At 71.4% G+C, this 23,953-nt stretch carries 17 protein-coding genes; 15 read left to right on the forward strand and 2 right to left on the reverse strand.

All coding sequences use genetic code 11. The features are described 5' to 3' along the window. Positions 1–371: 371 nt before the first annotated feature. The 6 genes from ACGFSC_RS41000 to ACGFSC_RS41025 all read left to right on the forward strand — a co-directional run bounded on the left by ACGFSC_RS41000 (position 372) and on the right by ACGFSC_RS41025 (position 6,379). Entirely contained in the window at positions 372–2,057 is a 1,686-nt protein-coding gene (locus ACGFSC_RS41000) for a type VII secretion protein EccB (RefSeq protein ID WP_359911630.1), read from the forward strand. 182 nt (positions 2,058–2,239) lie between these two features. Beyond that, positions 2,240–2,545: a WXG100 family type VII secretion target gene (locus tag ACGFSC_RS41005; protein ID WP_359911627.1), complete on the forward strand. Its 306-nt coding sequence runs from the start codon at positions 2,240–2,242 to the stop codon at positions 2,543–2,545. Between the two features lie 120 nt (positions 2,546–2,665). After that, the gene (locus ACGFSC_RS41010; protein WP_359911624.1) at positions 2,666–2,956 is read left to right on the forward strand and encodes a WXG100 family type VII secretion target; all 291 of its coding nucleotides are present in this window, start codon (positions 2,666–2,668) and stop codon (positions 2,954–2,956) included. A gap of 98 nt (positions 2,957–3,054) precedes the next feature. Beyond that, complete coding sequence (mycP, locus tag ACGFSC_RS41015; RefSeq protein ID WP_359911621.1) at positions 3,055–4,326, forward strand: type VII secretion-associated serine protease mycosin; 1,272 nt, start codon at positions 3,055–3,057, stop codon at positions 4,324–4,326. A 154-nt stretch (positions 4,327–4,480) separates the two neighbouring features. Continuing rightward, entirely contained in the window at positions 4,481–5,020 is a 540-nt protein-coding gene (locus tag ACGFSC_RS41020) for a SigE family RNA polymerase sigma factor (RefSeq protein WP_359911618.1), read from the forward strand. A 90-nt stretch (positions 5,021–5,110) separates the two neighbouring features. After that, positions 5,111–6,379 carry a hypothetical protein gene (locus ACGFSC_RS41025; RefSeq protein WP_359911615.1) on the forward strand — a complete coding sequence of 423 codons (1,269 nt, stop codon included), beginning with the start codon at positions 5,111–5,113 and terminating at the stop codon, positions 6,377–6,379. A gap of 81 nt (positions 6,380–6,460) precedes the next feature. On the opposite strand, the gene ACGFSC_RS41030 is transcribed toward ACGFSC_RS41025, so the two are convergent. Next, the gene (locus tag ACGFSC_RS41030; RefSeq protein WP_359911612.1) at positions 6,461–7,864 is read right to left on the reverse strand and encodes an APC family permease; all 1,404 of its coding nucleotides are present in this window, start codon (positions 7,862–7,864) and stop codon (positions 6,461–6,463) included. 465 nt (positions 7,865–8,329) lie between these two features. After that, positions 8,330–12,274, reverse strand: a complete 3,945-nt coding sequence (gene eccCa / locus ACGFSC_RS41035) for a type VII secretion protein EccCa (protein WP_359911609.1) — start codon at positions 12,272–12,274, stop codon at positions 8,330–8,332. 359 nt (positions 12,275–12,633) lie between these two features. On the opposite strand from eccCa, the gene eccD reads away from it, so the two are divergent. From eccD to ACGFSC_RS41080, 9 genes are all read left to right on the forward strand, one after another. After that, entirely contained in the window at positions 12,634–14,091 is a 1,458-nt protein-coding gene (gene eccD / locus ACGFSC_RS41040) for a type VII secretion integral membrane protein EccD (protein ID WP_359911606.1), read from the forward strand. A 224-nt stretch (positions 14,092–14,315) separates the two neighbouring features. Next, on the forward strand, positions 14,316–14,606 hold the full coding sequence (rpsO, locus tag ACGFSC_RS41045; protein ID WP_031072625.1) for a 30S ribosomal protein S15: 291 nt from the start codon (positions 14,316–14,318) through the stop codon (positions 14,604–14,606). A gap of 454 nt (positions 14,607–15,060) precedes the next feature. After that, entirely contained in the window at positions 15,061–17,268 is a 2,208-nt protein-coding gene (locus tag ACGFSC_RS41050; protein ID WP_359911603.1) for a polyribonucleotide nucleotidyltransferase, read from the forward strand. Positions 17,269–17,408: 140 nt separating this feature from the next. Beyond that, a complete protein-coding gene (locus ACGFSC_RS41055; RefSeq protein WP_359911647.1) occupies positions 17,409–18,740 on the forward strand; it encodes a pitrilysin family protein in 1,332 nt (443 codons plus the stop codon). 32 nt (positions 18,741–18,772) lie between these two features. Then, positions 18,773–19,519: a 4-hydroxy-tetrahydrodipicolinate reductase gene (dapB, locus tag ACGFSC_RS41060; RefSeq protein ID WP_359911600.1), complete on the forward strand. Its 747-nt coding sequence runs from the start codon at positions 18,773–18,775 to the stop codon at positions 19,517–19,519. Positions 19,520–19,559: 40 nt separating this feature from the next. Beyond that, positions 19,560–20,018 (forward strand): tetratricopeptide repeat protein, encoded by a 459-nt coding sequence (locus ACGFSC_RS41065; protein ID WP_359911597.1) that lies wholly within the window; start codon positions 19,560–19,562, stop codon positions 20,016–20,018. Then, on the forward strand, positions 20,015–20,746 hold the full coding sequence (gene thyX, locus ACGFSC_RS41070; RefSeq protein WP_359911594.1) for an FAD-dependent thymidylate synthase: 732 nt from the start codon (positions 20,015–20,017) through the stop codon (positions 20,744–20,746). Before ACGFSC_RS41065 ends, thyX begins: the two co-directional genes overlap by 4 nt. Before the next feature lie 215 nt (positions 20,747–20,961). Then, positions 20,962–21,861 carry a 4-hydroxy-tetrahydrodipicolinate synthase gene (dapA, locus tag ACGFSC_RS41075; RefSeq protein WP_359911591.1) on the forward strand — a complete coding sequence of 300 codons (900 nt, stop codon included), beginning with the start codon at positions 20,962–20,964 and terminating at the stop codon, positions 21,859–21,861. A 170-nt stretch (positions 21,862–22,031) separates the two neighbouring features. After that, positions 22,032–23,717 carry a ribonuclease J gene (locus tag ACGFSC_RS41080; protein ID WP_359911588.1) on the forward strand — a complete coding sequence of 562 codons (1,686 nt, stop codon included), beginning with the start codon at positions 22,032–22,034 and terminating at the stop codon, positions 23,715–23,717. Positions 23,718–23,953 lie beyond the last annotated feature (236 nt).

Genomic DNA, 23,953 nt, shown 5'->3' on the forward strand with positions numbered 1-23,953 from the left:
GCGAGCAGCCCCGGTCGGGGGTTGACCCGGACCTGGACGGCCCCGCCGCCCCTCGGCTGCGGTCCGGCGGTCCCGGTCCCCGGTCCGGTCTCGTTCGCCGGTGCGCTGTGCTGCGCCCGGCCGGACCGGCGCGGCCTCCCGCCGCCCGCACTGCGGCGGCGTCCTGGAGCGGTCTGGCTTGGCATCCCCCGGTGGCCCTCTCTGATCCGTTGTCGCGGCCCGGCTGGCTGTGTCGCGGACCGTACCCGTACCGTACTCACCGTCTGCTGCCGCATCGTAGAGGGTTCGCGCCGGTTCGTGCCCGGCGGGTGACCACGGGGCCGGTCGGTCTGACAACGCCCGACAACGTCTGACAAGGGGGACGACGAGGTATGGCATCGCGCCGGGACGAGCTGAACGCGTACACCTTCGCCCGCAAGCGCACGGTGGGCGCCTTCCTGCTGCCCGCCGGCGGCGGCAGTGACGAGGACGCGCCGCGTCCGGTGAAGGCGGTGCTGCCGAGTGTGCTGGCCGGGGCGGTGTTCGTGGCCGGGTTCGGGCTCTGGGGGGTCTTCAAGCCGAGCGCGCCGGTGAAGTGGGACGACGGCAAGAACATCATCCAGGGCAAGCAGTCGACGACCCGGTACGTGGTGCTCATCGACCAGGACCAGAAGACCAAGCGGCTGCACCAGGTGCTCAACATGTCCTCGGCGCGGCTGGTGCTGCCCGCGGGTGCCAAGGTCGTGGTGGTGGACGACGGGGTGCTCGACCGGTACCCGAACCACGGGCCGACGATCGGCATCCCGTACGCGCCGGACAAGCTGCCGACCACGGACAACGCGAGCAAGCCGATGAAGTGGGCGGTGTGCGACCGTCCGGGCTCGGACGACAAGCAGGAGACCGTCAACCAGGCGGTGTTCGTGGCGGCCGGCGCGGACGCGACGGCGCTGGCGGCCAAGGACCGGATGCTCGGCCCGGACCAGCTGCTGCTGGTGCAGCAGGCCGACGAGCAGCAGGTCTCGGCCGCGCCGGTGCCGGGTCAGCCGGCCGCCGCGGGTGCGGCGGTGTACCTGGTGGACGCGCAGGGCCGCAGGCACCTGATCGGCTCCCCGCAGTCGGACGACAGGGAGCGCAAGGCGCTGATCACCGCGGTGTTCGGGCCCAACGCGGTGCCGCAGCGGGTCAAGCGGGACTGGCTGGAGACCCTGGTGGACGCCACCCCGGTGACCTTCCCGCAGGTCGACGGGGTCGCCGACAGCCAGGGCGCCAACTCCAAGGTGGAGCTGAGCAACCAGGCCGACCGCCGGGTCGGCCGGCTGGTGCACTACCAGGACCGCCACTACGTGGTCGGCAAGGAGCAGCTGTACCTGGTCACGCCGTTCCAGGCGGACCTGATCCGGCAGAACCCGGCGTTCCAGATGCTCTACAAGTACGACCAGGACAAGAAGCCGCGCAGCGACGAGATGACCCCGGCCGACAACGCCCAGTGGGGCGTCGACGCGCCGCTGAAGGGCACCGTGGCTGACTGGCCGTTGAAGACCGGCGCGCCGGTGAACAACCAACAGGACCGCCAGGACGCCCGGATGGTCGTGTGCAGCACCTACGACGGCGTCGCCGAGGACGGCACCACGGCCAAGCGCAGCGTCTGGGCCGGGACTTCGTACCCCGCGCCGTACAACAACGGCGCCGGGGCGGCGTACGTGACCCCCGGTCACGGTCTGTTCTACCGCTCGCTGGACCACTCGGCCGCCGGCTCCGGAACCGACTTCCTGATCACCGAGACGGGGTTGCGCTACTCCGTCCCGTCCAACGGCGACGGCGGTCCGCGCCCCGGCGCCTCGCCCCAGCCCGGCCAGAGCGGCACCCCGAAGCCGCCGACCCCGTCGGCCGCTGCCACGCCGACTCCCGGGGCCACGGCCCAGGATCCCGGTCGCCAGCCGGAGGAACCCGGCGGCAACCAGGCCCGGTTGGGCTACCAGGGGGTCCGGCCGCTGCCGGTGCCGAAGGAGTGGTCGAACCTGGTTCCGGCCGGCCCGCCGTTGACGGCGACGGGCGCCGTTCAGCCGCAGAACGCCTGACGGGCCAAGCGCGGCAACCGAATTGGCCTCAGTGTCATGGTCTGGTAACTACTCGGTGATCGATGTTGGGCGAGCTGCGTGTGCCGACTACAGTGCTGCTGGACATCACACCGGTGATGGCGGCGGTCGGCCCGCAGGGCCCTCCGTACACGCAAATGTTGTCTCATGGGGGACGGTGGAGCATGGCTCAGGGTCAGTTCACGATGACCGCGCAGGAGATGCTGGCATTCGCCAAGCAGATCGAAGAGGCCATCGGCAAGATCGAGGCTGAGAAGAACAAGCTGATCAGCACGGTCTCCGGCATCACCGGCGGTTGGCAGGGCACGGCCGCGACGGCCTACACGAGCCTGCAGAACCGGGTCAACGAGGACATCGCGGCGCTCAAGGAATCGCTGAACGCGATCAAGCACGCGATCGAGCTGACCACCAAGCACTACGCGAGCACCGAAGAGGAGCAGAAGGCGATGTTCTCCGCGGCCCAGGGCTGATCACCGCACTCGCGCTGATCGACGCACCCGCGCCGACCGCCGTTCTGCCCCGCTCCACCGCTCTGCGGAGCGTCCGCCACTGACCGCGCGGCGCTCCGCACCCTCGTCAAGGGAGACAACGTGTCCGACCACATTCTCGTCAACTTCCAGACCGTTCACCAGGCGGCCGAGGAGGTCAAGGCCTCGGCGAGCCGCATCGACCACCTGCTGAACGACCTCAAGGGCAACGTCACCCGCATCGCCACCAGCTGGCAGGGTGCCGCCCAGCAGGGCTACCAGGCCCACCAGGCCAAGTGGGACGCCAAGGCCAACGACCTCCAGCAGGCCTGCGCGCAGATCGCGACCTCGCTGGAGCAGGCCGCGCAGAGCTACCGGACGACCGAGGACGCCAACGCCAAGCTCTGGGGCTGACGTTCGGGTTCCTTGAGGAACGGCAGGGGGCGGGTACCCGGATTCCGGGCACCCGCCCCCGACGCGCGGCACGGGTGAACGACATGAGGGGTGGCAGGGTGTCCCGACACGGGTACCGGAAGGCGGCCGCGGCGATCGCCGCGCTCACGGTGCTGGGCGGCCCGCTCGCCGCCCCGGCGTACGCCGAGGGCGGGCCCGCGCTGGCCGCGGCCGGCGACTGCCCCAAGAACGCGCCCGATGTGCCGACCGTGCCGTGGTCGCTCCAGCGACTGCTGCTCAACGAGCTGTGGCAGGGCGGGAAGACCACCGGCGTGGGCGTGAAGGTCGCGGTCATCGACACCGGCGTCGACCTGGGCAACCCGCAGTTGGCGGGCCAGGTCCCGGCCGACTCCTCCGGTCAGAAGCTGGTCGACAAGCTCCAGGCGGGCTCCAACCTGCTGGTCAACCGGGAGACCAAGGAGCCGGTCAAGGGCGCGTCCGTCGAGGACCCGGTCGGGCACGGCACCAAGGTGGCCGGCATCATCGCGGCCCGGGTCAGGCCGCAGACCGGTTTCGTCGGACTGGCTCCCGACGCCCAGATCCTCTCGATCCGGCAGAACGACAGCGACGGAAACGGCGACGTCTCCACCCTGGTCCAGGCGATCAGGGAAGCGGTCGACAAGGGCGCCGGGGTCATCAACATCTCCCAGGACGTGCGCGGTGCGGGCGACGCCCGCTTCGGCGGGTACCAGGACCTGAAGGCCGCCGTCGAGTACGCGGAGTCGCGCAACGTCGTGGTGGTCGCCTCCACCGGGAACGACGGCAAGGAGGGCGACACCTACCCGGGCGCCTTCCCGACCGTGCTGGCCGTCGGCGCCTCCGACCGCAACAACGAGCGCGCGCCGTTCTCCCAGTACGGCAGCTTCGTGAAGGTCGCCGCGCCCGGTGTCGACATGCTGTCCACCGTGCCGGGGAGCGGCCAGTGCGTGGACAACGGCACCAGCTTCGCCGCCCCGTACGTCTCCGGCCTCGCCGCGCTGCTGAGGAGCGCCCACCCGAACTGGAAGGCGGCCCAGGTGCGGGCCTGGATCGAGCAGACCGCGCAGCGGACCCAGCGCGAGCCGGACAAGTTCATCGGCTGGGGTGTGGTGGACCCGGTCAAGGCCGTCACCAAGGCTCCTGAGGACGCGCCCTACGCGCCCGTCCCGGACGCCCCGGTGCAGCTCGCCGCCGCGCCGATCGTGCCGCGCCCGGTGGGCCTCGGCGAGACCCAGGCCGACCGCGACGGCCGTACCGCGACGTACGTCGTGGGCGTCGGCGCGCTGCTGGTGGCCCTGCTGATCGGCGGCGGCGTGGTGCTGCGCGACCACCGGCGCAAGTCCGCCGACTGACGCCCGGCCGGCACCCGGCCGACTCCCCATCGGTGCCCGCCCGGCGCCCGGCGCGGGCCGGCTCACCGAAAATCCGCCGGACCCCTGTAACACCGCCGCCCGCCCGCCGCATCGATGAAGTGTCAGGGAGGGCGGACCGCGGGGGGCAGGGCGCATGAGGTGGATCGGGGCGGGCCGGGAGGCCAAGGACGCGGAGTTCCTGGAACTCGTCTCCGGCCGCACCGGCCACCTGTACCGCTCGGCCTGCCTGCTCACCAGCGGCGACACCCACTACGCCGAGGACCTCGTGCAGGAGGCCCTCAGCCGGATGTACGTGCTGTGGCGGCGCAGCGCCTTCACCGGCCGGGGCCGGATCGACAACCCGGCGGCCTACACCCACACCGTCATGGTGCGCACCTTCCTCGCCCAGCAGCGCCGCCGTTCCAGCGGCGAGCGTCCCAGTGACGTCCTGCCGGAGCCGGCGGGACACGACACCGACAGCACCCTGCGGCTGACCCTCCTCGACGCGCTCGGCCGGATGCCGCCCAAGGACCGCGCGGTCCTGGTGCTGCGCTACTGGGAGGACCGCAGTGTCGAGGAGACCGCCGAGGCGATGCGGGTCTCCTCCGGCGCCGTCCGCACCCGCACCACCAGGGCCCTGAACCGGCTGCGCGCCCTGCTCGGCGACTCGCTGACCGAGCTCGCCGCCCGCTGAGGCCGGCGGGTGCCCGGCCGTGCGGCGCTTCCCGCCATCCGTGACACGGCACTTCCCGCAACCCGCGACGCAAGGAGACGGTGAACACCCATGTCCGAACCGGACAAGTTCGAGGACGATCTTCTCTACGCCCTCACCCGTACGGGCGAAGGCTTCCGCACCGGACAGGCAGACCTGGTCGCGGGCGGCTACCGGCGCGGCCGCCGCCGCTGGCGCCGCCGCTCGACCGCCGCCGTGGTGGGCGGTGCGGCCGCCCTGGCCCTGGTGGGCACCGGCGCGGTGTTCCTGGGCGCCCCGGCCGGCAAGGACGCGGGCACGGTGAGCGCGGCCTCCGCCCCGGCGGGCGCCACCCCCGACGCCACCACCCCCGACGCCACCGGCAGCGCCGCCGCCGCGGCCACCCCGACCTCGGTGAAGTCCTCCGCTCCGACGGTGGTCTCCGGTGACGAGGTGGTGGCCACCTTCCGGGCACTGCTGCCCAAGGGCCAGGTGTCCGACGCGAAGGGGCATGGAACCGACGAGAACAGGGGGAGTTACGCGGACGCCAACCTGGTCTTCGACGATGGCCAGGGCCGGTCGCTGATGGGCCTCAGCATCCAGAAGCACCGCCCCAAGGACGTCCAGCCGCAGACCTGCCCGACGAACCTCAAGATCGCCTCGATGGACTCCTGCACCGTCACCGTCCTGCCGGACGGATCGAAGCTCATGCTCACCCAGGGCTACGAGTATCCGGACCACCGGGCCACCACCAAGGAGTGGCGCGCCTCGGTGGCCCGTCCGGACGGCGGGCTGATCGGCTTCAGCGAGTGGAACTCCCCCCAGGAGAAGGACGCGCCGGACAGCCGGCCCAACCCGCCGCTCACGCTGGACCAGCTGAAGGCCGTCGTCACGGACAAGTCCTGGGACCGGGTCGTCGCGGCCCTCAAGTTCGACGGCGTCGACACCGAGGCGATCGACCCGGGCCTGTCGCTGCAGGACCGCGAGACCGTCCTGACCGGGCTGTTGCCCTCCGGGGTGACCGTGACCGACCGCAGGAGCCGGGAGCTGCGGGCGGACTTCGACCTGGCCGGGGGCGGGCGGACCGGGACCCTGACGCTGACGGTCGAGAACTGGGCGAAGGCCCCCGACGACCGGCCGGGACCGGAGTCGTACCAGGACGCGGAGACCCTGCCGGACGGGACGAAGCTCCTCGTGCGCGGCGCGGTGGCCAGCGCCCCGAAGGGAGTGCTGGTCGTGGACGCGATGCGGCCGGACGGCATGGAGGTCCTGGTCACGCTGGCGTCGAAGGGCGATCCGCTGATGACCGCGGCGGAGCTGCGGGCGATCGCCACCAGCCCGGTGTGGAAGGCGAAGAAGTAGGCGCGGGGACCGGACTCGCACACGGCGGTGCCCCGGGCTGGGGGAGGCCCGGGGCACCGCCGTGTGGGGGAGGGGTGGGGGTCAGTCCTGCTGGTCCTCGGGGAGGCTGATCACCCAGCGGGTGTCCTGCCGGGGGCGCAGGTAGAACAGCCAGTAGAGGGTGGCGGCGGCGGTGATGCCGCCGGTCCACAGCAGGGGCTCGGTGTCCAGCTTGGTCATGACGTAGACCAGGACGGCGATCAGCACGATCGGGACGGCCGGCCACAGCGGCATCCGCCAGGCGGCGGCGTGCTTGTGGTGGGCGCGGCGGGAGAGCAGCGCGGCGATCGCGACCAGCAGGTACATCCCGGTGACGGCGACGCCGGTGATGTTGCTCAGCAGTTCGCCCTTGACGAAGCAGAGCGCGGCGCCGGGCAGGCCGACCGCCAGGGTGGCGATCCACGGCGAGCCGAAGCGGCCGAGGGTGCCGAAGGCCTTGTTGACCGGCTCCGGCCAGGCCTTGTCACGGGCGGAGGCGAACAGCACCCGGGAGTTCTGGATGACCATGACGATGCCGGCGTTGATGATGGCCAGCGCGACGCAGAGGCTGATGAAGGTGCCGACCGCGGAGTTGCTCCAGGCGGTGACCATGCCGGAGATGTCGCCGGCGGACAGGGTCTGGAGGTCGGGGGCGCCCATGGTGATGGCGACGACCGGGACCAGGATGATGGCCGAGGAGATGCCGAGCGTCCACAGCACGGTGCGCGAGACGTTGCGGCGGGGGTTCTCCAGCTCTTCCGACAGGTAGACCGCGGTGGAGAAGCCCTGGGTGATGAACAGGGCGATGCCGAGCGCGCCGACGATGGCGCCCACGCTGACCGTGGTGGTGGCGCCGTTGTCCCCGGTGACCACGCCGTGCAGCAGGCTGGGGGCCCCGCTGTTGGTGTGGGCGAAGCCGAGCACCGAGACCACGCCGGCCGCGATGACCTCCAGGACCAGGAAGATGCCGGTGATCCAGGCGTTGGCACGCAGGTCGAGCAGGCCGGCCAGGGTGGCGGCCAGCATCACGGCGGCGCCGGTCATGGCCTTGTCCAGGTGCAGGACGGGGGCGAGGTAGTCGGCGGTGCCGAGGGCGATGACGGACGGGACGATCATCACCACGATCAGCGAGAGCACGAAGACCAGCCAGCCCATCAGCCGTCCGGCGAGGGTGCCGACCATCGCGTACTCGCCGCCGGCGCTGGGGATCAGGGTGCCGAGCTCGGAGTAGCAGAACGCGACCGCGACGCAGAGCACGGTGCCGATCGCGATGGCCAGCGCGGTGGCGCTGCCGATGCTGGAGAACAGTTCCGGCACGATCACGAAGAGCGTCGAGGCGGGCGTGACGCAGGACAGCGTGAGCAGGGTGCCGCCCACCACGCCGATCGAGCGCTTGAGCTGCTGGGGCGCGGCCGCCTCGGCCGCCGGGGCGGCTACGTTCTGTGGCGGACGAAGCGTGTCGGTCATGTGGCTTCCGATCGGCTCTGCGGTGCTGGAGTGGGAGCGGTATCGCCTCCGCTGGCTGGTTGCTCGGTGTCCGGTTCCAGTCGCTCCCTGGCCGCCATGGAACCTTGGGCGTATTGATTGCGTCAACGCCGGAACTGCTTCGGAATCCGTTGCGGTGAGCGGCGCGGACATGCGATCCGATGATCACTTTCGGTCATTGCGAGCTTTGTCCGACTTGTTACCTCGGCCACATTGCAATTGAATCGAAGGTGAACAAAGGGGGAGCAGTGTGATTCAAAGGCCATGCTCCGGATGGACGGCGACACGCCAGGTGCCCCCGAAGCGCCCGGCAACTCCCCGGCCGGGTACGGGAACCGCAGCCCCCGCCCGGAAAGTGGCAGGTAACGTTTCGGAACCTGGGACGCCGAAGGGGCCGGACCCCACGGGTCCGACCCCTTCGCTCACCGTCCGTGACGGCCGGCGCGGCTACGCCACCGGCAGCCAGCCCGTCTGGACCATCTGCCCGCTGGTCACCCGGCGTGACACGTAGACGCCCCGGCCCGGCGGCAGCGCCTGCGGCTTGACCGTCCCCAGCAGCGCGCCCTCGTCCCGGTTGCCGGAGAGGATCACGCCCTGGCCGCCGAGCTCGCGCATCCGCTGCAGCACCGGCTCGTACAGCGAGCGGCCGGCGCCGCCCGCGCTGCGGGCCACGATCACCCGCAGGCCGATGTCGCGGGCGAACGGCAGGAACTCGGCCAGCGGGGCCAGCGGGTTGCCCGAGCTCGTCGAGACCAGCTCGTAGTCGTCGACGATCACGAACATGTCCTTGCCGCTGTACCAGCTGCGGTTGCGCAGCTGCTCGGCGGTCACGTCCGGGCCCGGCAGGCGGCGCGAGCAGGCGCCGCGCAGCATGTCGACGATGGCCGCCATGGCCGGCTGCGCGGCCGCGTACTCCACCAGGTACTCCGGCGGCACGGTGCCGAGCAGCGCGCGCCGGTAGTCGCCGACCACGATGCCCGCCTGGTCCGGGGTGTAGCGCTCGGTGATCTGCTTGATCAGCATCCGCAGCACCGCCGACTTTCCGGACTCGGTGTCGCCGAAGACGATGAACAGCGGGTCGGTCTCGAAGTTGACGAAGGCCGGCGCCAGCTCCGCCTCGTCCACGCCGAAGGCGACGCCGCGCTCCGGGTGCTCGAAGCCCTTCGGCAGCGAGTGGCCGTCCAGTACGGCCGGCAGCATCCGCACCTGCGGGGCGCGCGGGCCGGTCCAGGCCCCGTCGATGGCGCTGACCAGCCCGGCCACCCCGGTCTGGAGGTCGTCCACCGAGGAGGAGCCGTCCAGGCGCGGCAGGCCGGACAGGAAGTGCAGCCGTTCCGGGGTGATGCCGCGCCCGGCCAGCGGCGGGACGTTCTGCGCCACCCGGCGGTCGACCTCGGACTCCATCGCGTCACCGAGCTTCAGCTCGGTGCGGTTCTGCAGCAGGTCCTTCAGCGCCGGGCGCACCTCGGCGTACCGGGCCGCGGTGATGACCAGGTGCACGCCGTAGCCGAGGCCGCGCTGGGCGATGTCGCCGATCACCGGCTCCAGGCCCTCGAACTCCTGCTTGAAGGTGTTCCAGCCGTCGATCACCAGGAAGACGTCGCCGAAGGCCTCGTCCGGCAGCTGGCCGGCCGCCCGGCGGGCCCGGTAGGTGCCGATGGTGTCGATCCCGGCGGCCCGGAACAGCTCCTCGCGCCGGTTGAGCACCCCGTGCACCTCGGAGACCATCCGGCGCACCTTGTCCACGTCCAGGCGCCCGGCCACCCCGCCGACGTGCGGCAGCCCGGCGAGCGACTGGAAGCTGCCCGCGCCGAAGTCGAGCAGGTAGAACTGCACCTCCAGCGGGGTGTGGGTGAGGCCGAACGAGGCCACCGTGGTGCGCACCACGGTGGACTTGCCGGAGCGCGGGCCGCCCACGATCAGGCCGTGGCCGGCCGCCCCCGCGTAGTCGACCTCCAGGATGTCCGTCTTCTGCTCGCGCGGCTTGTCGACGATGCCGATCGGCACCCGCAGCCGGCCCGCCGGGTAACCGGGCGCGGTCAGTCCGCGCTCCGGCACGACCTGCAGCGGCGGCAGCAGGTGGTCCGTGCTCGGCGCCTCCTCCAGCGGCGGCAGCCACACCTGGTGCGCGGCCGGGCCCTGGCCGGCCATCCGCTGGACGAACACGTCCAGCACGGTGTCCACCAGGGCGTCGTCCTGCTCCGGGGCCTGCGGCGCGACCTCCTCCTCCACCGGGTCCGGCAGGTCCACGAAGGCCGCGGTGAACTCGACCGGGCGCGCGTTGACCCGCCGCCCGCCGGTCGACCGCTGCTGCCCCGGCGCCCGGTACGGCCCCGAGACGTAGGCGGCCTTGAACCGGTCCATCACGTCCTCGCCGAACTTGAGGTAGCCGACGCCCGGCACCGGCGGCAGGTGGTAGGCGTCCGGTACGCCGATCGCCGCCCGGGACTCCGCGGCCGAGAAGGTGCGCAGACCGATCCGGTACGACAGGTAGGTGTCCAGGCCGCGCAGCTTGCCCTCCTCCAGGCGCTGCGAGGCCAGCAGCAGGTGCACGCCCAGCGAGCGGCCGATCCGGCCGATCTGGATGAACATCTCGATGAAGTCGGGCTTGGCGGTGAGGAGTTCGGAGAACTCGTCGATGATCAGAACGAGCGAGGGCAGCGGGTCCAGTGCCGCGCCGGCCGCCCGGGCCCGCTCGTACTCGTGGATGTTGGCGTAGTTGCCCGCCGAGCGCAGCAGTTCCTGGCGGCGGTGCAGCTCGCCCTCGATCGCGTCGCGCATGCGGTCGACCAGGGTGAGCTCGCCCTCCAGGTTGGTGATCACCGCGGAGGTGTGCGGCATGTCCGCCATGCCGGAGAAGGTCGCACCGCCCTTGAAGTCGGCGAGGACGAAGTTCAGGATCTCCGAGGAGTGGGTCATCGCCAGTGCCAGCACCAGCGTGCGCAGCAGCTCCGACTTGCCGGAACCGGTCGCGCCCACGCACAGGCCGTGCGGGCCCATGCCCTCCAGCGCGGCCTCCTTGATGTCCAGGTAGACGTGCTCGCCGTTGGCGCCGACGCCGATCGGCACCCGCATCCGCTCGTGCTGGGCGCGCGGGCGCCAGCTGCGGGCCACGTCGAAGGAGCCCGGGTCGCCCGAGCCCATCATGTCGGTGAAGTCGAGGTTGGACAGCAGCGGCTCGTCGTCCCCGCCGGCCGAGATCCGGTACGGCGCCAACTGCCGGGCCAGCGCCTCGGACTGCCACACCGACAGCAGGTCGGGCTTGCCGGTGTACGTCGCGCCGGAGGCCGAGCGCAGCACCAGTTCCTCGGCGCCGACCGTCACCATCAGGTGCCCGCTGGGCTCGTCGACCTCGCCCGGCACCACCTCGATGACGGTCACGCCCTGCACGCCCTCCGGGCTCGCCAGCAGCGATTCGTGCGGCACCCCGGCGCCGTCCATGACGACCACCAGGTGCGGCTGGTCGGACGGCGGCGCCACTTCCCGCACGAAGCGCTGGCGGCCGGCCAGTTCGTCCTGGAGCAGGTACTCCAGGTCGCCCAGGTCGCTCGCGAACAGCCGGCGCGAGCCCGCGCCGTCGGCCTCCTTGCGGTGCTGGTTGTGCGGGAGCCACTTGGTCCACTCCCACTCGTCGGCCGCACCGGGCGCGGCCGCGACCGCGACCATCAGGTCGTCCGGCGAGTGCAGGGTGGTCAGCTGGGCGATCATCGCGCGCACGTTCCCGTACACCGAGTCCGGGTCCCCGCACACCGTGATGTGGTAGAACGCCCGCAGCGAGACCGCCAGGGGCAGGTCCTGGAGGGTGCCGTGGGCCTTCAGGAAGGAGTGCATCGCGGCCGCCGACAGCGGCTCCAGCTCGTCCATCGGCGCGGTCTGCGGCGCCACCAGCGGCGTGGACAGCTGCACCGGCCCGAGGCCCACCCGGATCTGCGCGAAGTCGCCGTCCCCGGTCCGCCGTTCCCACAGCCGCCGGCCGTCCTCGACGATCGACCAGAGCTGGTCCGGCGCCGGGTTCAGGAACAGCAGCGCGCCGCGCTGGCGCTCCGCCGTGCGGCGCACCTGGCGGCGGGTCTGCTGGAGGTACTTCAGGTAGTCGCGCCGCTCGTCCGCCATCGCGGTCGAACCGCCCTTGCGGGCCCGGACGATCTGCGCCAGCACCATGCCGAGCGTCGAGGCGATCATCAGACCGCCCATGATCTTCATCGGCGCCGCGGCCCCCGGCGAGAAGAAGAACACCGCCGATCCACCCATGCCCATCATCGGCAGGATGCTCATCAGCCAGTCCTCGCCGCCCTGCCGGGGCAGTTCGGGCGGGCTGACCAGCTCCACCGGTTCGTCCGGCACGGTGGGCGGGTACGCCCTGGCCGGTCGCTTGACCGTGATCACACCCATGTGTCATCCACCCCGCGGCGTCGATCGATCACTTCGGTATCAGCCCTCACGCGATTGCGTACGGTCCGTACGGGAATCCGGTGGCTGAGGACGCCCCACCCAGCGCAGCCCCCGTACCTTTGCGCAGGCGCCGATCCTAACGGTCGCCCCCGCACCGCCCGCCAGGGCCCGGTACGCACCGGCAGCGGACACGAACCGAACGGGTAGGGTAACGCCGCGCCAACTCGCGGCCCGGCCGGGCCGGTTCCACAGCAACACCGAGCGCCGCCGTGCCTCGGCACCGTCAACAAGGGGGAGCGCCAAGTGCGTCGAAGGATCGAGGTGGGTGCCCTCATGGGCGAGCGCAGCGAGGTGGACGCATGAGCGCCACCGCGACGGGCTACTGCCGGGTGACCGTCGTCGCCCCGGACCGCCGGATCGACGTCGCCCTGCCCGAGGACGTCCCGCTCGCGGACGTCTACCCCGAAGTGCTGCGCCTGGCCAACCAGAGCCAGCCCGACGGCACCCCCACCGGCTTCCACCTGGTCCGCCGCGACGGCACGGTGCTCGACAGCGGGCTGCCGCTGGCCGCCCAGCAGGTCCGCGACGGTGACCTGCTGGCGCTGCGCCCGTTCGCCGAGTCGCTCCCGCCGGCCGTCTACGACGACGTCGCCGACGCGATCGCCAGCGCCGTCGAGGCCGACCGCCGGTTCTGGACCGCCGAGCTGATGCGCGGCTTCGGCCTGATCGGCGCCGGGGTGCTGCTCACCCTGCTCGGCTTCGCGCTCTGGTTCTCCGACCTGCGCCACGACATGCACGGCCTGCCCGGTGTCCTGGCCGGCGTCAGCGCCGTCGTGCTCACGGCGCTCGCCGGGGTGCGCGCCCGGGTCTACCGGGACGCCCACGCGGCCGTCGCGCTCGGCCTCGGCGCGCTGCCGCACGCCATGATCGGCGGCAGCGGCCTCATCGCCGTCGCCCACCCGGGGGACGGCCCCGGCCGGCTCCAGTTCCTGGCCGGCTGCGTCGCCGTCCTGGTGGTCTCCGTGCTGCTGGCCGGCCTGCTGCCGGAGAAGGACGCGGTGTTCGTCGCCGCCGCCCTGGTCTCCACCGCCGGCGCGCTCGCCACCTTCGCGGCCGTCCTGCTGCCGCAGACCCCGGCCGGGCACATCGCCGCCGTCACCGGCGTCGCCGCCGTCGCCGTGGTCGGCTTCCTGCCGAGCCTCTCCGCCCGCTTCGCCCGGCTGCCGGTCGGCTTCAGCGCCCCCGGCCAGACCCGTACCCGCAGCCGCGACTACGACGAGGAGGCCGAGCGCGCCGAGGCCGTCCAGTACGAGCGGATCGCGCACCAGGCCCGCCGCGGCCACGAGGTGCTGGTCGGCCTGGTCGGCGGCTGCGCCGCGGTCGTGGTCGGCGCCTGCGCCGTCCTCGGCTTCACCGACGAGACCTTCCCCGAGCTGCTCGCGCTCGCGCTGGGCCTGACCACCATGCTGCGCGCCCGGCTGTTCCGCTACACCGCGCAGGTGCTCAGCCTCACCGTGGCCGGCCTGCTCGGCCTGAGCCTGCTGATCGTCGGGCTCTCCCTGCACACCCCGCAGTTCTTCCTGCGGGCGGCCGGCTCCACCACCGAGCTCGACCTGCGCACGATCTGGCTGACCGCCTCGATCGCGTTCGGCGCCGCGCTGCTCACCGCGATCGCCCTGGTGGTGCCGCGGCTCGGGGTCTCCCCGTTCTGGGGGCGCATCCTGGACCTGGTGGACAGCCTCACCCTGATCTCGCTCGTCCCGCTGGCGCTCGCCGTCCTGGACGTCTACCGGCTGGTCCGCGGCGCCACCGGCTGACCCGCGGGCCGCCCGCCGCGGCCCCCGATGCCGCCCTCCCGGCCGCCCGCGGATCCACCGGACGGCCGGGTGGGGCGGCACTGGTACGCTTGGCCTCCGAGCGCAGCCGTGTGTCCGCAGCCCCGTCGTGGGCCGCAGGGCGTCGGCGGTGCTCGCGACACCGAGTTCTCGATGAGTCCTGTGCTGTCGACCAGGACCGCTCGGTAGACCCCGAAGGAGTTGCAGTGGCTCTCGCCTCTGACGTCAAGAAGCAGATCTTCGCCGAGTTCGGCCAGAAGGAGGGCGACACCGGTTCCCCCGAGGTCCAGGTGGCCATGCTCTCCCGTCGTATCTCGGACCTGACCGAGCACCTCAAGACCCACAAGCACGACCACCACTCGCGTCGTGGCCTGCTGATCCTGGTCGGCCAGCGCCGCCGCCTGCTGCAGTACCTGGCCAAGAAGGACATCGAGCGCTTCCGTACGCTCGTCGACCGCCTGGGCATCCGCCGCGGTGCCGCCGGTGGCGCCCGCTAAGACCGCCGCTCGGGGCGGCTCCCCACACCGGGGAGCCGCCCCTCGCGCGTATGCCGCGGCGATCGGGCCGCGGCGCCCGCAGATAACAACTCGCGCGCACCTCCCCAGGTGGCCGAGGATTGCACCGTAGGGTTGTGGGCATGCCGGGTGATGGCGCAAACAGCGCGCCACCCGGGCAGAAGGACCCGAACCCCCCGCGGGACGAAGGCTTCAAACGGAAGCCGCCCGCATCCGAGAGAGCGTCCAGACGCGGACCGCCCAAGCCGGCCCGGCAGCCGTGAGGCGCCGGTCCTCGGTAGTGGCCGTCGGAACCCCCGCAGACCGAGCGGGGCACTCCGGAGGCTTCGATCGAAGACCGGCCCGACTGCCGCCCTCCTGGCGAGGGCCCGGGGCCCACCGCAGGCAGTACGCGGGGACGCTCTCCCGGAGACGTACGAAAGAGGAGATCTTCCAGGTGGAAGAGAACGTGTTCTACGCCGAGGCCGTGATCGACAACGGTTCCTTCGGCACCCGTACCATCCGCTTCGAGACCGGCCGTCTGGCCCGTCAGGCCGCCGGTTCCGCCGTGGCCTACCTGGACGACGACACCATGGTGCTGTCGGCCACCAGCGCGTCCAAGCAGCCGAAGGAGCACTTCGACTTCTTCCCGCTGACGGTGGACGTCGAGGAGCGGATGTACGCCGCGGGCCGTATCCCCGGCTCGTTCTTCCGTCGCGAGGGCCGGCCCTCCGAGGACGCGATCCTCACCTGCCGCCTGATCGACCGCCCGCTGCGCCCGTCCTTCGTCAAGGGCCTGCGCAACGAGGTCCAGGTCGTCGTCACCGTGATGGCGCTCAACCCCGACCACCTGTACGACGTGGTCGCCATCAACGCCGCCTCCGCGTCCACCCAGCTGGCGGGCCTGCCGTTCTCCGGCCCCATCGGTGGCGTGCGCGTCGCGCTGATCAACGGCCAGTGGGTGGCCTTCCCGACCCACAGCGAGCTGGAGTCGGCCGTCTTCGACATGGTCGTCGCCGGTCGCGTCCTGCCGGACGGCGACGTCGCGATCATGATGGTCGAGGCCGAGGCCACCGACAAGACCATCAAGCTGGTCGAGGGCGGCGCCGAGGCGCCGACCGAGGAGATCGTCGCCTCCGGCCTGGAGGCCGCGAAGCCGTTCATCAAGGTCCTGTGCGCCGCGCAGTCGCAGCTGGCCGCCCAGGCCGCCAAGCCGACCGGCGAGTTCCCGGTCTTCCTGGACTACCAGGACGACGTCCTCGCCGCGCTGAGCGCCGCCGTCAAGGACGAGCTCGCCCAGGCCCTGACCATCGCGGGCAAGCAGGAGCGCAACAACGAGCTGGACCGCGTCAAGGCGCTGGCCGCCGAGAAGCTGCTGCCCGAGTTCGAGGGCCGCGAGAAGGAGATCAGCGCCGCCTACAACGCGCTGACCAAGAAGATCGTCCGCGAGCGCGTCATCAAGGACAAGGTCCGCATCGACGGCCGCGGCGTCACCGACATCCGCACCCTGGCCGCCGAGGTCGAGGCCATCCCGCGGGTGCACGGCTCGGCCCTGTTCGAGCGCGGCGAGACCCAGATCCTGGGCGTCACCACGCTGAACATGCTGCGCATGGAGCAGCAGCTGGACACGCTCTCCCCGGAGACGCGCCGCCGCTACATGCACAACTACAACTTCCCGCCGTACTCCGTCGGTGAGACCGGCCGCGTGGGCTCGCCCAAGCGCCGCGAGATCGGCCACGGCGCGCTCGCCGAGCGCGCCCTGCTGCCGGTGCTGCCGACCCGCGAGGAGTTCCCGTACGCCATCCGGCAGGTCTCCGAGGCGCTCAGCTCCAACGGCTCCACCTCGATGGGCTCGGTCTGCGCCTCGACCATGTCGCTGCTGAACGCCGGTGTGCCGCTGAAGGCCGCCGTCGCCGGCATCGCCATGGGCCTGATCTCCCAGGAGATCGACGGCGAGACCCACTACGTCACGCTGACCGACATCCTCGGCGCCGAGGACGCGTTCGGCGACATGGACTTCAAGGTCGCCGGCACCCGCAACTTCATCACCGCCCTCCAGCTGGACACCAAGCTGAACGGCATCCCGGCGTCGGTGCTCGCCGCCGCGCTGAAGCAGGCCAAGGACGCCCGCCTGCACATCCTCGACGTGATGAACGAGGCCATCGACTCGCCCGACGAGATGTCCCCGAACGCGCCGCGCATCATCACCATCAAGATCCCGGTGGACAAGATCGGTGAGGTCATCGGCCCCAAGGGCAAGATGATCAACCAGATCCAGGAGGACACCGGCGCCGAGATCACGATCGAGGACGACGGCACCATCTACATCGGTGCCGCCGACGGCCCGGCCGCCGAGGCCGCCCGCACCACGATCAACCAGATCGCCAACCCGACCATGCCGGAGGTCGGCGAGCGCTACCTGGGCACCGTGGTCAAGACCACGACGTTCGGCGCGTTCGTGTCGCTGATGCCGGGCAAGGACGGCCTGCTGCACATCTCGCAGATCCGCAAGCTGGCCGGCGGCAAGCGCGTCGAGAACGTCGAGGACGTCCTCGGCGTCGGCGCCAAGGTCCAGGTCGAGATCGCCGAGATCGACCCGCGCGGCAAGCTCTCCCTGATCCCGGTCGTCGAGGGCGAGGAGGGCGGCGAGGCCGCTTCCGAGTGAAGCGCCGCTAGCTGACCCCGCGGCCCGTACGCCTCCCGGCGTGCGGGCCGCACCCCGTTGTCCACGCGTTCGTCCGTACGTGCCCATCCACACGTGCGTTTCCTCTGGAGGTACCCCCCGTGGCGCAGGCCCCGGCGGTAATGCAGCGTCCCGGCACCACCCGGACCCTGCTCAAGGGCGTCGACGGCGCCGGGACGGTACGCCGCACCGTCCTCCCCGGCGGCCTTCGGGTCGTCACCGAGACCCTGCCCACGGTGCGCTCCGCCACCTTCGGCATCTGGGTCGGCGTCGGCTCGCGGGACGAGACCCCGCAGCTCAACGGCGCCACCCACTACCTGGAGCACCTGCTCTTCAAGGGCACCGAGCGGCGCAGCGCGCTGGACATCTCGGCCGCCCTGGACGCGGTCGGCGGCGAGATGAACGCCTTCACCGCGAAGGAGAACACCTGCTACTACGCCCGGGTCCTGGACACCGACCTGCCGCTGGCCATAGACGTGGTCTGCGACATGCTCACCGGCTCGCTGATCCGGCCCGAGGACGTGGAGTCCGAGCGCGGCGTCATCCTGGAAGAGATGGCGATGGCGGAGGACGACCCGGGCGACGTGGTGCACGACCTGTTCGCCAAGGTGATCTTCGGCAGCGGCCCGCTCGGCCGCCCGATCCTCGGCACCCAGGAGACCATCAGGACGCTCACCCGGGACCAGATCGCCGGCTTCTACCGCCGCCGCTACCGGCCCGAGAACCTGGTCGTCGCGGCGGCCGGCAACCTCGACCACCGCAAGGTGGTGAAGCAGGTCGAGCAGGCCTTCGCGGCGGTGCTGGCGGCCTCCACCGCGGCCCCCGCGGAGGCCCGCCGCGGCGTCAAGGCGCTGCGCACGGCCGGCCGGGTCGAGGTGCTCAACCGCTCCACCGAGCAGGCCCACCTGGTGCTGGGCGTGCCCGGCGTGCCGCGGCACGACGAGCGCCGCTGGGCGATGGGCGTGCTCAACGCGGCCCTCGGCGGCGGGATGAGCTCCCGGCTGTTCCAGGAGGTCCGCGAGAAGCGGGGCCTGGCGTACTCGGTCTACTCGTACTCCTCGTCCTACGCGGACAGCGGCCTGTTCGGCATCTACGCGGGCTGCCAGCCCAAGCGGGTCGAGGAGGTGCTGCGGATCTGCCGCGCCGAGCTGGCCAAGGTGGTCGAGGAGGGCATCACCGAGGAGGAGCTGAACCGGGCGATCGGCCAGATCTCCGGTTCCACCGTGCTCGGCATGGAGGACACCGGCTCGCTGATGAACCGGATCGGCAAGGCCGAGCTCAGCTACGGGCACCACCTGTCGGTGGACGACATGCTGGAGCGGATCGCCGCGGTGACCCTGGAGGACGTCCACGCGGTGGCGCGTGATGTGCTGGGCGCGCACCGGCCGTCGCTCGCGCTGATCGGCCCGGTCAATGACAAGCGGGCCGCCAAGCTCGCCGACCTGCTGGTCTGATCCGCTGATTCCCAGGTGAGAGGAACTTTGCTATGACGCTGCGTGTCGCCGTGATCGGCGCCAGGGGTCGGATCGGCTCCGAGGCGGTCAAGGCCGTCGAGGCCGCGCCGGACCTGGAGCTGGTGGCCGCCCTCGGCCGCGGCTCGAAGCTGGAGGAGCTGACCGAGGCCGGTGCCCAGGTCGCCGTCGAGCTGACCCATCCGGACTCGGTGATGGGCAACCTCGACTACTGCCTGGACCACGGCATCCACGTGGTCACCGGCACCACCGGCTGGACGGACGAGCGGCTCGCCACCGTCCGCGGCCGGCTGGCCGAGGCCCCGGAGCTCGGCCTGCTGATCGCCCCGAACTTCTCCATCGGTGCCATCCTCGGCATGAAGTTCTCCCAGATCGCCGCCCGGTACTTCGAGTCGGTCGAGGTGGTCGAGCTGCACCACGACCGCAAGGCCGACGCGCCCAGCGGTACCGCCACCCGCACCGCCCAGCTGATCGCCGCCGCCCGGGCCGAGGCCGGCCGGCCGCCGCAGCAGGACCCGACCACCCACAGCCTGCCCGGCGCGCGCGGCGCCGACGTGGACGGGGTGCCGGTGCACGCGGTGCGGCTGCGCGGCCTGCTCGCCCACCAGCAGGTGATGTTCGGCGACACCGGTGAGACGCTCACCATCCGGCACGACTCGCTGCACCACAGCAGCTTCATGCCGGGCATCCTGCTGGGCGTGCGCAAGGTCGTCGGGACTCCGGGGCTGACCTTCGGCCTCGAACACTTCCTGGACCTGTGACAGTGTCGATCCGAACCGAGCCGACTCCCGGAGGGGCCCGATGACCTCCCGTACCGGTTTCTTCGTCCTGTCCGGCGTGCTGCTGCTGGTCGCCCTGGTCTGCGTGGGCGAGGGCGTCCAGCTGATCGCGACCGGCAAGCCGCTCGGCATCGGCATCGGGATCTGCGCCTTCGTGATCCCGGTGATCGGCGTCTGGTTCCTGCGCCAGACCGTCCGCTTCGGCCGGGACAGCGAGCGGCTGGCCCACGAACTGGAGGCCGAGGGCGGCCTGCCGGTGGACGAGCTGAAGCGCAGCAAGGGCGGGCGGATCGACCGGGCCTCGGCCGACGCGGTGTTCGCCCGCCGCCAGGCCGAGGCACAGGCCGCGCCGGGCGACTGGCGGGTCTGGTTCCGCCTCGCCGTGGCGTACGCCGACGCCGGCGACACCCCGCGCGCCCGCAAGACCATGCAGCACGCCATCAAGCTGCACAGCACCGAACCCGCAAGGAGTAACGCGTGAGCGACGAACCGACGGCCCCCAGCTTCCGCAGCGACGTGACGGTGGAGCTGGTCCGCAGCGCCGCCGCCGACTCGGACGTCATCTGGGCGGCCCGGGTCTCGACCGCGGGCGAGCAGTCCCTGGAGGCCCTCCAGCAGGACCCGGAGAAGTCCAAGGGCCTGATCAACTTCCTGATGCGCGACCGGCACGGCACGCCGTTCGAGCACAACTCGATGACCTTCTTCATCAGCGCGCCGATCTTCGTGTTCCGGGAGTTCCACCGGCACCGCAGCGGCTGGTCGTACAACGAGGAGTCCGGCCGCTACCGCGAGCTTCAGCCGGTCTTCTACGTCCCGGGCGAGGAGCGCAAGCTGGTCCAGCAGGGCCGCCCCGGCAAGTACGAGTTCCACGAGGGCACGCCGGAGCAGCACAGCACCACCACCGGGGCGATGGAGGCCGCGTACCGCGAGTCCTACGCCCGCTACCAGGAGATGCTGGCCGCCGGAGTGGCCCGCGAGGTGGCCCGCGCGGTACTGCCGGTGGGCCTGTTCTCCTCGATGTACGCGACCTGCAACTCGCGCTCGCTGATGCACTTCCTGTCGCTGCGCACCCGGCGGGAGAACTCGGCGGTGCCGTCCTTCCCGCAGCGCGAGATCGAGATGGTCGCCGAGCAGATGGAGGAGCAGTGGGCCCGGCTCATGCCGCTCACCCATGCGGCCTTCGAGAAGCACGGCCGGGTCGCCCCCTGACCTGGGACGACCGGCATACGGGCAGAGTGTCTGGCATGTCTGGATTGCGGCTTATCTAGCCGCTCCCTACATTCGTGAACACGGATTCCGGTGCTGCCCGAACCCCCGAGCGGGCAGCACCGGAATCCCACGTCCGCGCCACCGACGCGCTACACCTGTCCGAACACTGGACCGGCATGGGTAACGCCCCACCGCCTACGAGTAGCTTTGGACGCATGGCTCCGACCTCCACCCCCCAGACGCCGTTCGGCCGGGTCCTGACCGCCATGGTCACCCCGTTCACCGCCGACGGCGCGCTCGACCTCGACGGCGCCCAGCGCCTCGCCACGCACCTCGTGGACTCCGGCAACGACGGCCTCGTCGTCAACGGCACCACCGGTGAGTCCCCGACCACCAGCGACGCCGAGAAGGCCCAGCTGGTCCGCGCCGTGGTCGAGGCGGTCGGGGACCGCGCCCACGTGGTCGCCGGCGTCGGGACCAACGACACCCACCACAGCGTCGAGCTGGCCCGGCAGGCCGAGGCGGCCGGAGCGAACGGCCTGCTGGTCGTCACGCCGTACTACAGCAAGCCCCCGCAGGAGGGCCTGTACCGGCACAACGTCGCCGTCGCCGACGCGACCGGGCTGCCGGTCATGCTGTACGACATCCCGGGCCGCAGCGGGGTCGCGCTGAGCCACGAGACGCTGGTCCGCCTCGGCGAGCACCCGCGGATCGTCGCCAACAAGGACGCCAAGGGCGACCTCGGCGCCGCGGCCTGGGCGATCGCCCGCTCCGACCTCGCCTGGTACTCCGGCGACGACATCCTCAACCTGCCGCTGCTGTCCGTCGGAGCCGTCGGCGTGGTCAGCGTCGTCGGGCACGTGGTGGCCGGGGACCTGCGGGCGATGATCGAGGCCTTCCTGGCGGGCGATGTGGTCAAGGCCACGAGCATCCACCAGCGCCTGCTCCCGGTGTTCAGCGGTATGTTCCGCACCCAGGGAGTGATCCTCGGCAAGGCCGCGCTGGAACTCCAGGGACTGCCCGCCGGCCCGCTGCGACTGCCGCTGGTCGGAGCGACGCCCGAGGAGATCGAGCGATTGAAGCAGGATCTCGCCGCCGGCGGGGTACACCTTTGACAGACACGGACGTGCGCGCCCCGGCTCGCCGGACCTCCCAGGGTCCGCCGCTGAACCGGTCCGAAGGCGCGAGAGCACAGACCCAGTAGGAAAACGACACTGAGTACGCGCGCCATATGTCTCCAGGGGGAGGACCCCGGGCATATGGCGTGCGTCGTGAGGAGAGTCTTTTGAGCCACCCGCACCCCGAGCTCGGCGCGCCCCCGGCACTGAAGGAGGGCGCCCTCCGCATCACTCCGCTCGGCGGCCTCGGCGAGATCGGCCGCAACATGACGGTCCTCGAGTACGGCGACCGCATCCTGATCATCGACTGCGGCGTCCTCTTCCCCGAGGACGAGCAGCCCGGCGTGGACCTGATCCTCCCGGACTTCAGCTACATCCGGGACCGTCTCGACAAGGTCGACGGCATCGTCCTCACCCACGGGCACGAGGACCACATCGGCGCCGTCCCCTTCCTCCTGCGGGAGAACCCGGACATCCCGCTGATCGGCTCCAAGCTGACCCTGGCGCTGATCGAGGCCAAGCTCGCCGAGCACCGCATCCGGCCGTACGTGCTGGAGGTCAAGGAGGGCGAGCGCGAGCGCATCGGCCCCTTCGACTGCGAGTTCATCGCCGTCAACCACTCCATCCCGGACGCCCTGGCGGTCGCGGTCCGCACCCCGGCCGGCATGGTCGTGGCCACCGGCGACTTCAAGATGGACCAGCTGCCGCTGGACGGCCGCCTGACCGACCTGCCGACCTTCGCCAAGCTGGCGGAGGAGGGCATGGACCTCCTGCTGGTGGACTCCACCAACGCCGAGGTCCCCGGCTTCATCCCGCACGAGCGGGACATCTCGGCGGCGCTGCGGAACGTCTTCGCGAACGCCGACAAGCGGATCATCGTGGCCTCCTTCGCGAGCCACGTGCACCGCATCCAGCAGGTCCTGGACGCGGCCCACGAGTACAAGCGCAAGGTCGCCTTCGTCGGCCGCTCGATGGTCCGCAACATGGGCATCGCCCGCGACCTCGGCTACCTGAAGGTCCCCGGCAACATGGTCGTGGACGTCAAGCAGCTGGACGACCTGCCGGACAAGGAGGTCGTGCTGATCTGCACCGGTTCGCAGGGCGAGCCGATGGCGGCGCTGTCCCGGATGGCCAACCGCGACCACCAGATCCGCATCGTCGAGGGCGACACCGTCGTCCTGGCCTCCTCGCTCATCCCGGGCAACGAGAACGCCGTCTACCGGGTGATCAACGGCCTGACCCGCTGGGGCGCCAAGGTCGTGCACAAGGGCAACGCCAAGGTGCACGTCTCCGGCCACGCCTCGGCCGGCGAACTGCTCTACTTCTTCAACATCTGCAAGCCGCGCAACCTGATGCCGGTCCACGGCGAGTGGCGCCACCTGCGCGCGGCCGCCGAGCTGGGCATCGCCACCGGGGTGCCGCGCAACCGCGTGGTCATCGCCGAGGACGGTGTCTGCGTCGACCTGGAGCGCGGCGTCGCCCGCATCGTCGGCAAGGTGCAGGCCGGCTACGTCTACGTGGACGGCTCCTCGGTCGGCGACATCACCGAGGCCTCGCTCAAGGACCGCAGGATCCTCGGCGAGGAGGGCTTCATCTCGGTCTTCGTCGCGGTCGACTCGACCAACGGCAAGATCGTCGGTGGCCCGACCATCCAGGCCCGCGGCTCCGGCATCGACGACAACGCGTTCGTCCCGGTGGCCGCCAAGCTCCAGGAGGCGCTGGACCGCTCGGCGAGCGACGGTGTCCTGGAGCCCCGTCAGGTGCAGCAGCTGGTCCGCCGCACCATCGGCAAGTGGGTCGCGGACAACTACCGCCGCCGGCCGATGATCCTGCCGGTCGTCGTCGAGGTCTGACGCTCGCTCAACACCGGCTGAGGCCGGTTTGACGTGGGGCAACCCGGTGCGTAATGTTCTCCGGGTTGCCCCACGGGACGGCCCCTCGGAAACGGGCTCGAATCTGAATTCGAGAACGACCGGGGAAAACGGACCGAGAAACTCTGATAGAGTTCGGGAGCGCCGAAAGGCGAAAGCGAATCGAATGAATGAAACTCCGGAAAACGGAGCGGAAAACATCTGATAAGCTGGAAACA

The organism is Kitasatospora sp. NPDC048715, from assembly GCF_043198905.1.
Taxonomy (GTDB): Bacteria; Actinomycetota; Actinomycetes; order Streptomycetales; family Streptomycetaceae; genus Kitasatospora; species Kitasatospora lactacystinica.